At 63.9% G+C, this 13182-nt stretch carries 13 protein-coding genes and 1 other RNA gene; 8 read left to right on the plus strand and 6 right to left on the minus strand.

Annotated features, from left to right (window positions below):
* Positions 1-49: 49 nt before the first annotated feature.
* From HV701_RS18795 to HV701_RS18810, 4 genes are all read right to left on the minus strand, one after another.
* Entirely contained in the window at positions 50-955 is a 906-nt protein-coding gene (locus tag HV701_RS18795) for an NAD(P)-dependent oxidoreductase (protein WP_175134530.1), read from the minus strand.
* A gap of 52 nt (positions 956-1007) precedes the next feature.
* Complete coding sequence (locus HV701_RS18800) at positions 1008-2612, minus strand: gamma-glutamyltransferase family protein (protein ID WP_175134531.1); 1605 nt, start codon at positions 2610-2612, stop codon at positions 1008-1010.
* Between the two features lie 202 nt (positions 2613-2814).
* A complete protein-coding gene (locus HV701_RS18805) occupies positions 2815-4320 on the minus strand; it encodes a tripartite tricarboxylate transporter permease (RefSeq protein WP_175134532.1) in 1506 nt (501 codons plus the stop codon).
* Positions 4321-4333: 13 nt separating this feature from the next.
* Entirely contained in the window at positions 4334-4798 is a 465-nt protein-coding gene (locus HV701_RS18810; protein ID WP_175134533.1) for a tripartite tricarboxylate transporter TctB family protein, read from the minus strand.
* Between the two features lie 480 nt (positions 4799-5278).
* On the opposite strand from HV701_RS18810, the gene HV701_RS18815 reads away from it, so the two are divergent.
* The 4 genes from HV701_RS18815 (at position 5279) to HV701_RS18830 (ending at position 7103) form a co-directional block, all read left to right on the plus strand.
* Positions 5279-5725, plus strand: a complete 447-nt coding sequence (locus HV701_RS18815) for a hypothetical protein (protein ID WP_175134534.1) — start codon at positions 5279-5281, stop codon at positions 5723-5725.
* Positions 5725-6036 (plus strand): cell division protein ZapA, encoded by a 312-nt coding sequence (locus HV701_RS18820; RefSeq protein WP_175134535.1) that lies wholly within the window; start codon positions 5725-5727, stop codon positions 6034-6036. The genes HV701_RS18815 and HV701_RS18820 overlap by 1 nt, the downstream gene beginning before the upstream one ends.
* 35 nt (positions 6037-6071) lie before the next feature.
* Positions 6072-6256, plus strand: a non-coding RNA gene (ssrS, locus tag HV701_RS18825) — 6S RNA.
* Between the two features lie 76 nt (positions 6257-6332).
* On the plus strand, positions 6333-7103 hold the full coding sequence (locus HV701_RS18830; protein WP_175134536.1) for an SIMPL domain-containing protein: 771 nt from the start codon (positions 6333-6335) through the stop codon (positions 7101-7103).
* Here the strand turns inward: HV701_RS18830 and lgt are convergent.
* A complete protein-coding gene (gene lgt, locus HV701_RS18835) occupies positions 7078-7866 on the minus strand; it encodes a prolipoprotein diacylglyceryl transferase (RefSeq protein ID WP_175134537.1) in 789 nt (262 codons plus the stop codon). The two genes, HV701_RS18830 and lgt, sit on opposite strands and share 26 nt — an antisense overlap.
* Positions 7867-8047: 181 nt before the next feature.
* Between lgt and ilvD the strand changes: the two genes are divergently transcribed.
* Genes ilvD through msrA form a run of 3 tightly spaced genes read left to right on the plus strand, consistent with a single transcriptional unit; the run spans position 8048 to position 10645 of the window.
* Positions 8048-9733 (plus strand): dihydroxy-acid dehydratase, encoded by a 1686-nt coding sequence (gene ilvD / locus HV701_RS18840; RefSeq protein WP_175134538.1) that lies wholly within the window; start codon positions 8048-8050, stop codon positions 9731-9733.
* On the plus strand, positions 9717-10052 hold the full coding sequence (locus HV701_RS18845) for a c-type cytochrome (protein WP_175134539.1): 336 nt from the start codon (positions 9717-9719) through the stop codon (positions 10050-10052). Before ilvD ends, HV701_RS18845 begins: the two co-directional genes overlap by 17 nt.
* A 38-nt stretch (positions 10053-10090) precedes the next feature.
* Positions 10091-10645, plus strand: a complete 555-nt coding sequence (msrA, locus tag HV701_RS18850) for a peptide-methionine (S)-S-oxide reductase MsrA (protein WP_175134540.1) — start codon at positions 10091-10093, stop codon at positions 10643-10645.
* Between the two features lie 84 nt (positions 10646-10729).
* On the opposite strand, the gene hppD is transcribed toward msrA, so the two are convergent.
* Complete coding sequence (gene hppD / locus HV701_RS18855; RefSeq protein WP_175134541.1) at positions 10730-11842, minus strand: 4-hydroxyphenylpyruvate dioxygenase; 1113 nt, start codon at positions 11840-11842, stop codon at positions 10730-10732.
* Positions 11843-11998: 156 nt separating this feature from the next.
* Here hppD and HV701_RS18860 point away from each other — a divergent pair, with 156 nt between their 5' ends.
* Positions 11999-12475: an Lrp/AsnC family transcriptional regulator gene (locus HV701_RS18860; RefSeq protein WP_175134542.1), complete on the plus strand. Its 477-nt coding sequence runs from the start codon at positions 11999-12001 to the stop codon at positions 12473-12475.
* Positions 12476-13182: the final 707 nt, after the last annotated feature.

Genomic DNA, 13182 nt, shown 5'->3' on the forward strand with positions numbered 1-13182 from the left:
CGATAAAAAGCGGACCCGGGGGGCCGCTATTTTCATGCCGGGCGGTCAGTCAATCGCGCAGGCGCTTGATCAGGCTGGACGTATCCCAGCGGCCGCCGCCCATCTTCTGCACATCGCCGTAGAACTGGTCCACCAGCGCCGTCAGCGGCAGGCGGGCGCCATTGTGGCGCGCCTCGGCCAGCACCAGGCCCAGATCCTTGCGCATCCAGTCCACCGCGAAGCCGAAGTCGAATTTATCGTCGACCATGGTGCCGCCGCGGTTCTCCATCTGCCAGCTCTGCGCCGCGCCCTTGCTGATCACGTCCAGCACCAGCTTCATGTCGAGATCGGCGGCCTGGCCGAACGCCACGGCTTCGGACAAGCCCTGCACGATGCCGGCGATACAGATCTGGTTGACCATTTTGGCCAGTTGTCCGGCTCCCGGGGGGCCCACGCGCGTTACGGCGCGGCCGAAGGCCTGCGCCACCGGTTTGATGGCGTCGAACACGGCTTGCTCGCCGCCGCACATGATCGTCAGCGCGCCATTGACCGCGCCGGCCTGGCCGCCCGACACCGGCGCATCGATGAAATTCAGTCCCAGGTCCTTGGCTTGCGCGTAAAGCTCGCGCGCCACATCGGCCGAGGCGGTGGTGTGGTCCACGAACACCGCGCCTGGCGCCATGCCGGCAAACGCGCCGTCGGGCCCAAGCGTCACGCTGCGCAGGTCGTCGTCGTTGCCGACGCAGGCGAACACGATCTGCGCGCCGGCCACGGCCTCGCGCGGCGTCACGGCGCTGCGGCCGCCGAACTCGGCCGCCCAGGCCTGCGCCTTGGACTGCGTGCGGTTGTACACGGTGACGTCGTGCCCGGCGCGAGCCAGGTGGCCGGCCATGGGCAGGCCCATCACGCCCAGGCCGAGGAATGCGACTTTCTGGGCCACGACCGCGTCGTAGCTCTTGGTACCGATCGATGCCATGCAGGGGACTCCGCTGTGGAAAGGAAAACCTGAGGCAGTAACCTTAACGCAATCAAAAGCCGGCGGCGAGTCCATCGCGGCGGCTGTCGCTGGCGCTGACGTAGCCATCGACTGCCGGATCGCCCAGGCGCCAGATGAACTGGCCGGAACCGAAGTCCATATAAGGGTCGTCAATGCCTTGCAGCACATGACCGCGCGCGCGCAGTCCCTGCACAACGGCGGCCGGCATCGAGGCCTCGATGTCCACGGCCAGCCCCTGGTGCCATTTCCAGCGCGGCGCATCGCAGGCGGCCTGCGGCTGCTGGCCGTAGTCGAGCATGCGCACCAGCGTCTGTACCTGACCTTGCGGCTGCATGTTGCCCCCCATCACGCCAAAGCTCATGACCGGCGCGCCATCGCGCATCAGGAAGCCTGGAATGATGGTGTGGAAGGGGCGCTTGCCGCCCGCCACGGCATTGGGATGGCCGGCCTCGGCGCTGAAGCAGTGACCGCGGTTCTGCAGGCTGACGCCAGTGCCCGGCACCACCACGCCCGAGCCGAAGCCCATGTAGTTTGACTGGATGAAGCTCACCATCATGCCGTTGCGGTCGGCGGCGGTCAGGTAGACCGTGCCGCCCTGCGGCGCATGGCCGCAGGCGAATACCTGGGCGACATTGGGGTCGATCAGCCGGGCGCGTTCGGCCAGGTAATCGGCGCGCAGCATCTGCTCGGGCGCCAGGCGCATGTGGCGGGCGTCGGCCACGTGCGTATAGACATCGGCGAACGCCAGCTTCATGGCCTCGAGCAGCAGGTGCTGGGTGTCGGGGTGGTCGATCGGGCGCGCCGCCAGATCGAAGTGCTGCAGGATGCCCAGTGCGATCAGGGCGGCGATGCCCTGGCCGTTCGGCGGGATCTGGTGCAGGGTATGGCCCCGGTAGGCCTGGCTGATCGGCGTCACCCACTCGGGGGTGAAATCCCGCAGGTCGGCCAGCGTCATGGCGGCATCATGGGCCTGGGCGTGGGCCACCAGCTTGTGCGCCGTCTCGCCTTCGTAGAAATCGCGGCCACCGCTGGCGGCAATGCGCTTGAGCGTCGCCGCGGCGCCTGTCAGGATGAAATGCTCGCCGATCTGCGGCGCGCGGCCGCGTGGCAGGAAGTGTTCGGCGAAGCCAGGTTGCGGCTGCAGCATATCGGCCTGCGCGGCCCACTTTTGCTGCACCATGGGGCTGACGGCGAAGCCGCGTTCGGCGTAATCGATGGCGGGCGCCAGCACGTCGGCGAACGCCATGGACCCGAGTTTTTCATGCAGTGCGGCCCAGCCGGCCACGCAGCCCGGCACGGTGACGCTGTCCCAGCCGCGGGTCGGCACCACGCCCTGGTGCCGGCGGCGGAAGTACTCCGGGTTCCAGGCCGCGGGGGCCGGGCCCGAGGCGTTCAGGCCATGCAGCCGGGCGCCGTCCCAGACGATGGCGAAGCAATCCGAACCCAGGCCGTTGCTGACGGGTTCGGTCAGTGTCAGCGTCGCGGCCGCGGCGATGGCCGCATCCACCGCGTTGCCGCCGCTGGCCAGCACGCGCAGCCCGGCCTGGGCCGCCAGCGGTTGCGAGGTGGCGACGATATTGCGCGCGAAGACCGGCGTACGCAGCGTGGGGTAGGGGTTGTTCCAGTCGAAATTCATGTCGAATCATCGCGTGGGGGTAAACCCGTAGCTTAACGTAGATGTCCGGGGTTGCGCGCACACCCTGTATTGGGTCGTAGTGTTTTGTTTCTTTCGGCGCCGCACCCTGAATCGACGAGCCAGCCGCGCGCCCAAAGAAAAACCCCCGGCCGGGGGTTCGGGCAGGGCGGGTAGGCCGCCGCGTAACGCGGCGGCGCCGTCCTCAATCTTCTTCGACGAAAGTCTCTTCGCGCTTCTTGCGGATCGCCGGCAGAGCGACCAGGATCACCAGGAATGCGGCCACGGCCAGCAGCGAGGCCGACAGCGGGCGCGTCACAAAGGTGCTGAAGTCGCCGCGCGACAGCAGCAGAGCGCGCCGGAAGTTCTCTTCCATCATGGGGCCGAGCACCAGGCCCAGCAGCAGCGGGGCGCCTTCGCACTTCAGCTTCGACCAGACATAGCCGATGATGCCGAAGATGGCGGTGGTGAAGATGTCGAACGTGTTGTAGTTCAACGAATACACACCGATCGTGCAGAACACCAGGATCGCCGGGAACAGGATGCGGTAGGGCACCTTCAGCAGCTTGACCCACAGGCCGATCAGCGGCAGGTTCAGCACCACCAGCATCAGGTTGCCGATCCACATCGAAGCGATCAGGCCCCAGAACAGCTCGGGGTGGCTCGACATGACCTGCGGGCCGGGCTGGATATTGTGGATCGTCATCGCGCCAACCATCAGCGCCATCACAGCGTTGCCCGGGATACCCAGGGTCAGCAGCGGGATGAACGAAGTCTGGGCGGCGGCGTTGTTGGCCGATTCCGGGCCAGCCAGGCCGGCCGGGTGGCCCTTGCCGAAGCGCTCCGGATTCTTCGAGATCTTCTTTTCCAGCGTGTAGGAGGCGAACGACGACAGCACCGCGCCACCACCCGGCAGAATACCCAGGGCCGAACCCAGGGCCGTGCCGCGCAGCACCGCCGGCGCCGATTCCTTGAATTCCTGCTTGTTGGGATAGAGCGAGCCGATCTTGTCGGTGATGTCGACGCGGTTTTCCTTCTGCTCCAGGTTGGTCATGATCTCGGCGAAGCCGAACACGCCCATGGCCACGATGGCAAAGTCGATGCCGTCCTGCAGTTCCGGGATGCCGAAGTCGAAGCGGGCCACGCCCGAGTTGACGTCGGTGCCGACCATGCCCAGCAACAGGCCCAGGATGATCATCGCGATCGCCTTGGGCAGCGAGCCCGAGGCCAGCACCACGGCGCCGACCAGGCCCAGGCACATCAGCGAGAAGTACTCGGCGGGGCCGAACTTGAAGGCGACTTCAGCCAGCGGGGGCGCGAATGCGGCCAGCAGCAGCGTGGCCACGCAACCGGCGAAGAACGAGCCCAGCGCGGCGATGGCCAGCGCGGCACCGGCGCGGCCATTGCGCGCCATCTGGTGGCCGTCCAGCACGGTCACGACCGCCGAGGTTTCCCCAGGCAGGGCCACCAGGATGGCGGTGGTGGAGCCGCCATACTGGGCGCCGTAGTAAATGCCCGCCAGCATGATCAGGCCGGCCACCGGGGGCAGCACGTACGTGATCGGCAACAGCATTGCAATGGTTGGCACCGGGCCGATCCCCGGCAGCACGCCGATCAGCGTGCCCAGGATGCAGCCCAGCAGGGCGTAGAGCAGGTTCTCGGGCGTGAACGCCACCGAGAAACCCATCATCAGGTGATCAATCAATTCCATGGCCGCTTGCTCCTCAATTCATACCCAGAAACGACGGCCACAGCGGGAAAATCAGCCCCAGCCCCTTGACGAACGCCAGATACGAGAACACCACCAGGAAGATACCGTTGGCGACAGCCACCTTCAGGTTGAACTCATGGCTGGCCAGGCTGCTGATGACCACCAGCAGGAACACCGAGATATAGATACCCAGCAGTTTCAGGACCAGGCCGTAGAACACCACCGAACCGACCACCAGCGCGACGATGCGCCAGTCGAATTTGTCGACGTGGGTTTCATGGGCCTTCTTCGACATCGAGCCAAGCAGCACGATGGCACCTAGCAATGCGAGAACGATGCCCAGCCAGAAAGGAAAATACCCGGGGCCCATCCGGGCGGCAGTACCCATTTGGTAGCTGCTGGCTTGCCAGGCGAATCCCAGTCCGAGGGCGATGAACATCACCCCCGACCAGAAGTCCTGTCGATTGCGTAGCTGCATGATTGGTTGGCTCCTGTTTACAGCATGTAGATAAAAAGGGTTTGTGGTCTGCCGCTCTCGCCGAAAGGCGAGTGACAGGCACAAAAAAGGCACGTCGGGGTGCCCTTGGTTTTTATGAAAGCGTCGTCGAGGCTTCTTGAAAGGCCGAATGGTAATGGACGCCTGCAACGATGCAAACCCTGTAAGCTAGGTGAAAGCCTGGGGTTTTCCCTAAAATTGGGGAACTCCCGATCCTCAGTTGTAACGGGGGGACCAGATTGAGGGCTTTTTGAAAGCTAAGTGAAAGTTGATAGAAAGAAATGCGAAAGCGGTCCGGCTGGATCGCCGCGATGCGCCGCGCGGGGGACTTTTCTAGTGTGGCCTGATCGGGTATGTTGCCGGCCGCTGGCATAAGTGCCGCATTTCCTACCGAATATTGCCGTGTTTCTCACCTTGCGTGAAGAGGCCCGATTCCCCACTGGATGGTTTACGATAGCGCCCATGCTGCAAGACCTAGACCAACTCGCCGCCCGTATCGGGCAACTGGTGCAACGCACCCGGCAACTGCATGCCGAGCGTGACGCATTGCGCGCGCGCCTGAATGAATCAGAAGCCGAGCAGCGTATGCTCAAGCAACGCGTCACCGAGCGCGATGCCGACATCGCCACGCTGCAAAGCAAACTGCAGGACAACGACGGCGCCGTGACCGCGATGCTCGAGCAGGCGCAGAAGGCCGAAGCGGCCTTGCGCGAACAGCTTGCGCGCGAGACCGCCGAGCGCCAGTCGCTCGAAGCGCGGTTCTCCGCCCGCGAAACCGAACTGCAGGGCAACCTGCAGCGCCGCGACACCGAACTACAGCGCTTGCGCGTGGCTGCCGCCTCGGCCCGCGAGCGCATCGACGCCGTCCTGGCCCGCCTGCCGGGTGCGCCGTCCGGAGAGCAACACTGATGGAACGCGTAGATGTAACGATACTCGGGCGCGACTACTCGCTGGCATGCTCGGCCGAGGAAAAGCCCACGCTGCTGGCCGCCGTGCGTCATGTCGATCAGCTCATGCTGCGTATCCAGGGTTCCGGCAAGGTCTCCAGCAACGAGCGCATCGCCGTGATGGCCGCGCTGCAAGTGGCGGGGGAATTGCTAGCGATGAAAGCGCCGGATGGTCCGCTGGGCGGTTTGGCGGTCGGCGACTTCAAGCGTAGAATCGAGGACATGAACGCAGTCCTGGATGATGCCCTGTCAGGGCAAGAAAAGCTGCTCTGACGTTCATACGCAGTTTTCACCACAGATTTTTCAGTTTGTCCCTGCCGTGTCCGTGACCTGGCCATACATTCTCTGAACCTATGTCTTATGGCATATTGGTTGCGGGAGTGCAGAGCTGGAGCGATTGTCTCTCGTAGACGAACCCGACGCTCTTCGGAACGCGACCACCTTGAACCTCAGGGTTCGAGATGCCGGCCTTGACGGCACAGGCGGGGCATCTTTCCCAGCGGGCCTGCCACGAGCGCAGGTCCGCGTCGGGCGCGTCCCCCCATCGTCCTCCCTCATAGGACCAGTCCATGTCGAAATCCCCCGTTTTTTCGCTGACCAAACTTGGCGCGGCGTGCGCGACCGTGGCCGCGCTTTCCCTGACGCAGCCCGTCTTCGCGCAGACCCAGGCGCCGGCTCCCGCCGCGGCGGAGTCCGCGGCCAATCGCTCGCCGGAACTGACCCTGCAGGCCACCGCATCCTCCGAGGTCAAGCAGGACACGGTACGCATTTCGCTGTCGGCCGAAGTCGAAGCGGCGGACCAGCCCACCGCCGGCAAGAAGCTGACCGAGATGCTGGAAGACGTGGTCAAGCGCGCACGCGACACCAAGGGGGTCGAAGTGCGCACCGGCAGCGTCAACGTCTGGCCCAATACCATCAGCAGCAGCAAGGGCAAGACCAGCACCACCTGGCGCGGCCAGGGCGAAGTGATTCTCGAATCCAAGGATTTCGCGGCCGCCGCCGCGCTGGCGTCCAAGCTGTCCGACAAGACCGCTATTTCCAATATCAGCTTCTCGCTGTCGCGCGCCGTGCGCGATGCCGAGGAACGCAAGCTGCTCAAGGAAGCCGCCCAGGCGTTCAAGGAGCGCGCGCTGGCCGCCGCCAACGCTTTCGGTTTCTCGGGCTACCGCCTGAGCAAGCTCGAACTGGGCGGCGCCGGCGGCGTCACGCCGATGCCGCGCATGATGAACGCGATGGCCAAGGACGCGTCGGGTGGCGCCGGCTTCAGCGCCGACGTTCCCCTGGAGTCGGGGAACGTCACGGTCAGCATTTCGGTCAACGGGACGATCGTTTTGCAGTAAGCACAAACATGATGGCGCCCAGGACGACCATCGGCAGGGACAGCCACTGTCCCATGCTCAACCCGCCCGCGAGCAGGCCCAGGAAGTTGTCCGGCTCGCGGGTGAATTCCACCAGGAAGCGGAACGTTCCGTAGCCCATCAGGAAAACCGCGCTTACCTGGCCCTGGGGGCGCGGCTTGCTCGAGAACCACCACATCAGCGCGAACAGCACGATGCCTTCCAGGCCCAGCTCATACAGTTGCGACGGATGACGCGGGATGCCATCGCCGCTGCTCGGGAACACCATTGCCCACGGCACGTCGGTCGGACGGCCCCACAGTTCGCCGTTGATGAAATTGCCCAGGCGGCCAAAGCCCAGTCCCAGCGGAATCAAGGGCGCGATGAAATCACTAAAGGCGAAAAAGGGCAGGCGCTTCTTGCGGGCGAACAGCAGCATCACCACGATCACGCCGATCAACCCGCCGTGGAACGACATACCGCCCTCCCACAGGTAGGCCACTTCCAGCGGATGCGCCAGGTAGTAGCCCGGCTTGTAGAGCAGCACGTAACCCAGTCGTCCGCCCAGCACCACGCCCAGCACGCTGTAGAAGATCAGGTCTTCCAGGTCGCGCACGTTCAGAGTGGTGGTGTGGCCGCTGGTGATGCGGTAGCGGCCCAGCAGGTACACCAGGGCAAAGCCCACCAGGTACATCAGTCCGTACCAATGGATGGACAAAGGCCCGATCTGCAGGGCAATGGGGTCGAATTTGGGATATTGCAGCATGTTCCGCCCGACACAATGAAGTTGAATGATAATAACCGGCAAGCCCTGCGATAGATCGACAGGCGAGGCGCTCGCCCTTGAATGCCGATGTATCCCGAGACTCGCCCGCGAGCGAGCTGGCCACCCACCCGGGCGCGATCGCCATGTCCGCGCCCTGACGGCCGACAGGAGACAACAGACCATGTCGCACAACGAACGTTCCCGCCACATCACGCACGGCGTTGCCCGGGCTCCCAACCGCGCCATGTATTACGCGCTGGGCTACCAGGAAGCCGACTTCGACAACCCCATGATCGGTGTGGCCAATGGTCATTCGACCATCACGCCCTGCAACAGCGGTCTGCAGCGCCTGGCCGACGCCGCCATCGAGGCCATCCGCGGCGCCAAGGCCAATCCGCAGGTGTTTGGCACCCCCACCATTTCCGACGGCATGTCCATGGGTACCGAGGGCATGAAGTATTCGCTGGTGTCGCGTGAGGTTATCGCCGACTGTATCGAGACCGCCACCCAGGGCCAGTGGATGGACGGCGTGGTGGTCATCGGTGGCTGCGACAAGAACATGCCCGGCGGCATGATCGCCCTGGCGCGCACGAACGTGCCGGGCATCTATGTCTATGGCGGCACCATCAAGCCGGGCCGATACCAGGGTAAGGACCTGACCATCGTTTCGGTATTCGAGGCGGTCGGCGAATACACCATGGGCCGCATGGATGAGGCCGATTTCAAGCAGATCGAGAAATGCGCCATTCCCGGCTCCGGCTCGTGTGGCGGCATGTACACCGCCAACACCATGAGCTCGGCTTTCGAGGCCATGGGCATGAGCCTGCCGTACTCCAGCACCATGGCCAATGAAGACGACGAAAAGGTCGTCTCGGCGGCGGAATCCGCCCGGGTATTGGTGGAGGCGGTCAGGCGCGGCCTGCGTCCGCGCGACATCATCACGCGCGAGTCCATCGAGAACGCCGTCTCCGTCATCATGGCGACGGGCGGTTCGACCAACGCGGTGCTGCATTTCCTGGCCATCGCCCACGCCGCCGACGTGCCCTGGACCATCGACGACTTCGAACGCATCCGCCAGCGCGTGCCGGTGCTGTGCGATCTCAAGCCGTCCGGCAAGTACGTGGCCACCGACCTGCACCGCGCCGGCGGCATTCCCCAAGTCATGAAGCTGCTGCTCAACGCGGGCCTGCTGCACGGCGATTGCATGACCATCACCGGCCAGACCGTGGCGCAATCGTTGGCCGATGTGCCCGACACGCCGCGTGCCGATCAGGACGTGATCATGCCGCTGGACCGTGCCCTCTACCCTCAAGGCCATCTGGCCATCCTCAAGGGCAACCTGTCGCCCGAAGGATGCGTAGCCAAGATTACGGGGCTGAAGAACCCGGTGATCACGGGCCCGGCACGCGTGTTCGATTCCGAGGATGACGCCATGGCCGCCATCATGGCGCGCCAGATCCGCGATGGCGATGTGGTGGTGATCCGCTACGAGGGTCCCAAGGGCGGACCCGGCATGCGGGAAATGCTGGCGCCGACCTCCGCGCTGGTGGGGCAGGGGCTGGGCGAAACCGTGGGGCTCATCACGGACGGACGTTTTTCGGGCGGTACCTGGGGCATGGTGGTGGGCCACGTGGCGCCGGAGGCTTTCGTCGGCGGTCCCATCGCGCTGATCCGCGAGGGCGATTCGGTTACCATCGATGCCCACCAGCTGCTGTTGCAGCTCAATATCAGCGACGATGAAATGGCGGCTCGTCGCCAGGCCTGGGTCCAGCCCAAGCCGCGTTATACACGCGGTGTGCTTGCCAAGTTCGGCAAGCTCGCCAGCACCGCGAGCCGTGGGGCAGTAACCGATGCATTCGATACGTAGTCTGTTGGCGGTCGCCGCCAGCCTGTTGGCCGCTGGCGCGGCGCAGGCGCAAACCACCGGCCTGGAACTGGCCAAGAGCAAGGCCTGCATGGCCTGTCACCAGGTCGACGTCAAGCGCGTCGGCCCGCCCTTGGCCAGCGTGGCCGAGCGCTATGCCGGGCAGGGCGATGCCATGGTGGATTATCTGGCCGGCAAGATCCGCAGCGGGGGGCGCGGCACCTGGGGTGCGGTGCCCATGCCGGCGCAAACCCATGTCAGTCCGGAAGATGCCCGTCTGTTGGCCGAATGGATTCTGTCGCTGGCGCCAGCGAAGAAGTAGTCGTATCGTCTCTGGAAAGATTCAGGAAAGGAATGGTCATGGCAGAACAACCCTCCCCGGGCAATGAGGTCGCCGTCCTCGGCGGCGGCTGTTTCTGGTGCGTCGAGGCGGTCTTTACCGACCTGCGCGGCGTCAAGAGCGTGCTGCCCGGCTACAGCGGCGGACACGTCGACAACCCCAGCTACGAACAGGTCTGCGGCAAGGACACCGGCCACATCGAAGTGGCGCGCGTCGAATTCGACCCGGCCGAACTGTCCTACAGCGACCTGCTGCGCGTGTTCTTCGCCACCCACGACCCGACCACCCCGGGCCGCCAGGGCAATGACGTCGGCCCGCAGTACGAGTCGGCCATCTTCTGGCAGAACGACACCCAGCGCGCGCAGGCCGAAGCCGTCATCGCCGAGGTCGAGGCGCAGAAGGTCTACGACGCGCCCATCGTCACCAAGTTGCTGGCGCCCGCGCACTTCTGGCAGGCCGAGGACTATCACCGCGATTATTTCGCCCTGCATCCCGAGCAGGGCTATTGCCAGTTCGTGATCGCGCCCAAGGTCGCCAAGTTCCGCAAGCAGTTCCAGGATCGCCTGAAGAAATAAGGCAGGCGAAAAAAAACCTCGCGCCAAGCGAGGTTTCAAGCCCAGCGCCGGACACATGAGTACCGGCGCGGGAGGGGGAAGCGGTCAGTCGACGGCTTTCACCACGCCACGGCGCATCTGGTCCAGTTCGATGGACTCGAACAGCGCCTTGAAATTGCCTTCGCCGAAACCGTCGTTGCCCTTGCGCTGGATGATCTCGAAGAAGATCGGGCCGATCTGGTTCTCGGTGAAGATCTGCAGCAGCAGGCCGCCGTCGGGGGCGCCATCCAGCAAGATGCGGTTCTTCTGCAGGCGCTGCACGTCTTCGCCATGGTTGGGCAGGCGGCGGTCCAGCAGCTCGTAGTAGGTCTCCGGCGTATCCAGGAACACCACGCCGTTGGCGCGCAGCGCCTCGATCGTGCTGTAGATGTCCTCGGTGGCCATGGCGATGTGCTGGATGCCTTCGCCGCGGTACAGGTCCAGGTACTCCTGGATCTGGCCCTTTTCTTCCGTGCCTTCCTCGTTGATGGGAATGCGAATGTTGCCGCACGGCGAGGTCATGGCCTTGGACTTCACGCCCGTCACCTTGCCCTCGATGTCGAAGTAGCGCACCTCGCGGAAGTTGAACAGGCGCTCGTAGAATTCCGACCATTCCGCCATGCGGCCCTTGTGCACATTGTGCGTCAGGTGGTCCACCAGCGTCAGGCCGGCGCCGCGGTGGTTCAGGTCGGCCTGCGCGTTCTGCGGATCCACCGGCACGAAGTCGACGTCATAGATGCTGATGTCACCAATGCCGCCGTGGCCTTCCTTGCCATTCCAGCGGTCCACCAGGTAGATCAGCGAGTCGCCGATGCCCTTGATGGCGGGGATGTTCAGTTCCATCGGGCCGCTATGCGAGTCGAAACCCCAGGCGCCCAGTTCCAGCGCGCGCTTATACGCGGCGGCGGCGTCCTGCACGCGAAAGCCGATCGCACAGATCGACGGGCCATGCAGGCGGGCGAAACGTTGCGCGAAGGAATCGGGTTCGGCGTTGATCAGGAAATTCACGCCGCCCTGGCGGTACAGCGTCACGTCCTTGTGGCGGTGCTTGGCGATTGCCTTGAAGCCCAGCAGTTCGAACACCTTGCGCAGCGCGGCGGGGTCCGGCGCGGCATATTCGATGAATTCGAACCCGGCGGTGCCCATCGGGTTGTCCCAGGGTTGGAAAGCGCTGCTCATGTGTCTGCTCCCTTGCGTCGTTGTAGAGGCGACTTGTCGTTCAAGTCTAGGATGAAGATTGTAGGGAGGAAAGGCAGGCAGACAATTGCAAACATGTCGCGAAAGTGGCCTGATTGAGCAATAATATTGCCGAAGATAAAAAATATGGGGCTGAAAATGTCTGACATAGAGCTGGATAGGACAGATCTAAGGATCCTGGCCGAATTGCAACGGGATGGCCGCCTGAGCAACCAGGAACTGGCCGATCGCGTCTCCCTGTCGCCCAGCCCCTGCCTGCGCCGGGTGCGGCGGCTGGAAGAGAAGGGCTTCATCAAGAAATACGTGGCGCTGATCGACGCCGAGAAGGTCGGGCTGGGCCTGCTGGCCTACGTCAACATCCGCCTGAATAAACACAGCGGTTCCAGCCACGCGCCCATGAGCGACTTCGCCCGCGACGTCCAGCTCTGGCCCGAGGTAGTCGAGTGCTACGCCATGTCCGGCGACATGGACTACCTGTTGCGTATCCAGGTCGCCGACCTGGCGCATTTCTCGCGGTTCGCCATGGACACCTTGATGCGCCATCCCGCGGTGGTGGATATGCGGTCGTTCTTCGCGCTTCAGCAGATCAAGGAAACCACCGAGCTGCGACTGTAGCGGAAATGGGGGGAGGCCCGCGTCTGCAGCGCTCTCTGTATATAGGAGAGGGCTGCGGGAGGCGGAAGAGGCGGGTGTGCCCTCTATATATAAGAGTAGAGGCTGTTTCCCAATGGATAGCGGCAGTCTCTACATATAGATATTGCGTGCAGAGGGGCCGCCTATCAGCGAGCAGGCCGAAATCCAGGGCCACGTAGGGGGCGGCAAATATCGCGGCTGTCTCTACCCTCTATATAGAGAGAGGAATGAACTGCGTCAGCCCCGAGGGCGCGACAGGATCGTTGCTCCACTACGGCGCTTCGCTGGAGGTGCGTCGTAAGGGATGCGCAGGCCCGGTAGCGCAGAGCGGATGCCGCTCGCATGGCAAATAAGGGGTGTGTCCCTGTCAATCATCATCTTTCTGCAAAATGCCTGTCATGCTGGCGTGACAAGCCGAAATTCTGTGCTATAGTCTCGCTCCTTCGCAGTTCAAGCAGTTTTGTTGAGCGGCGGGGCCAGGCAAGTGCAACGGATTCGAAGGCTACGGCAAGCGGGTTTGTCGCAGGGCGGCAAGGCGGTGGGTCAGTGATGATTCTCTCGAACCGGCGGTCAGCGAGTTTTGCGTAAGTCGGTGCAAATCAGGCAGAAGCCAGTTGCACGATCTGCAAAAATTGTGCTATAGTCTTGGGCTTGGCTGGTGACGGCGAATCAGGGTTTACCCGGTAGGG

Source organism: Achromobacter pulmonis, from assembly GCF_902859765.1.
Classification (GTDB): Bacteria; Pseudomonadota; Gammaproteobacteria; order Burkholderiales; family Burkholderiaceae_B; genus Achromobacter; species Achromobacter pulmonis.

Excerpts from the sequence above, each read along its gene's own strand:
- HV701_RS18795 (WP_175134530.1), bottom strand. The coding sequence starts at position 955 with ATGGCATCGATCGGTACCAAGAGCTACGACGCGGTCGTGGCCCAGAAA.
- HV701_RS18800 (WP_175134531.1), bottom strand. The coding sequence starts at position 2,612 with ATGAATTTCGACTGGAACAACCCCTACCCCACGCTGCGTACGCCGGTC.
- HV701_RS18805 (WP_175134532.1), bottom strand. The coding sequence starts at position 4,320 with ATGGAATTGATTGATCACCTGATGATGGGTTTCTCGGTGGCGTTCACG.
- HV701_RS18810 (WP_175134533.1), bottom strand. The coding sequence starts at position 4,798 with ATGCAGCTACGCAATCGACAGGACTTCTGGTCGGGGGTGATGTTCATC.
- HV701_RS18815 (WP_175134534.1), top strand. The coding sequence starts at position 5,279 with ATGCTGCAAGACCTAGACCAACTCGCCGCCCGTATCGGGCAACTGGTG.
- HV701_RS18820 (WP_175134535.1), top strand. The coding sequence starts at position 5,725 with ATGGAACGCGTAGATGTAACGATACTCGGGCGCGACTACTCGCTGGCA.
- HV701_RS18830 (WP_175134536.1), top strand. The coding sequence starts at position 6,333 with ATGTCGAAATCCCCCGTTTTTTCGCTGACCAAACTTGGCGCGGCGTGC.
- lgt (WP_175134537.1), bottom strand. The coding sequence starts at position 7,866 with ATGCTGCAATATCCCAAATTCGACCCCATTGCCCTGCAGATCGGGCCT.
- ilvD (WP_175134538.1), top strand. The coding sequence starts at position 8,048 with ATGTCGCACAACGAACGTTCCCGCCACATCACGCACGGCGTTGCCCGG.
- HV701_RS18845 (WP_175134539.1), top strand. The coding sequence starts at position 9,717 with ATGCATTCGATACGTAGTCTGTTGGCGGTCGCCGCCAGCCTGTTGGCC.
- msrA (WP_175134540.1), top strand. The coding sequence starts at position 10,091 with ATGGCAGAACAACCCTCCCCGGGCAATGAGGTCGCCGTCCTCGGCGGC.
- hppD (WP_175134541.1), bottom strand. The coding sequence starts at position 11,842 with ATGAGCAGCGCTTTCCAACCCTGGGACAACCCGATGGGCACCGCCGGG.
- HV701_RS18860 (WP_175134542.1), top strand. The coding sequence starts at position 11,999 with ATGTCTGACATAGAGCTGGATAGGACAGATCTAAGGATCCTGGCCGAA.